The sequence below is a fragment of the Acinetobacter sp. ESBL14 genome (genome assembly GCF_036668815.1).
GTDB lineage: Bacteria > Pseudomonadota > Gammaproteobacteria > Pseudomonadales > Moraxellaceae > Acinetobacter > Acinetobacter gyllenbergii.
The window spans coordinates 1-632 of the sequence record NZ_JAZEVS010000030.1; the positions used below are offsets into that span (position 1 = coordinate 1).

Below are 632 nucleotides of genomic sequence, written 5' to 3' on the forward strand. Positions count from 1 at the left end.
CTTCCCGAATGGCACCACAGTTCAAGTACCAACCGATCCAATCACAGGTGCGTGGACAGTACCAAATCCAGGCAATCTGGTTGATGGTGATACCGTTACAGCAACAGCGACCGACTTGGCAGGAAACGTTTCATTGCCAGGTACAGAGATTGTTGATGGAGATGGTTTACCACCAGTTGTAACATTTACTGATGAGACCACTAATGACACCACTCCTGAGTTGACAGGTACGATCAATGATCCGAATGCGACCATTGTTGTGACTGTGAATGGTATAGATTATCCAGCGGTGAACAATGGTAATGGTACTTGGACCCTTGCAGACAATGTATTACCAGTGTTGGGTGAAGGTCCACATACCGTAACGGTAACTGCGACAGACTTGGCAGGCAATGTCGGTACAGATACAGGTGCTATTACGATAGATACCATTCCAGCTGACTTGATTGGTGCGATCACAGTTCCAGATGATCTGAACGGTGATGGCATCTTGAATGCGACTGAGTTGGGTGCAGATGGTAGCTTCGATGCACAAGTGGCACTCGGTCCAGATGCAGCAGTGGGTACAGTGGTAACCGTAAATGGTACCAACTACACAGTAACAGCAGCGGACTTGGTGAATGGCTTCATCA

1 protein-coding gene is annotated in these 632 nt (G+C 47.9%); it reads left to right on the top strand.

What is annotated here, in order from left to right:
* A partial coding sequence (locus tag V6E90_RS21465) for an Ig-like domain-containing protein (RefSeq protein ID WP_332606404.1) occupies nucleotides 1-632 on the top strand: 632 nt, incomplete at both ends.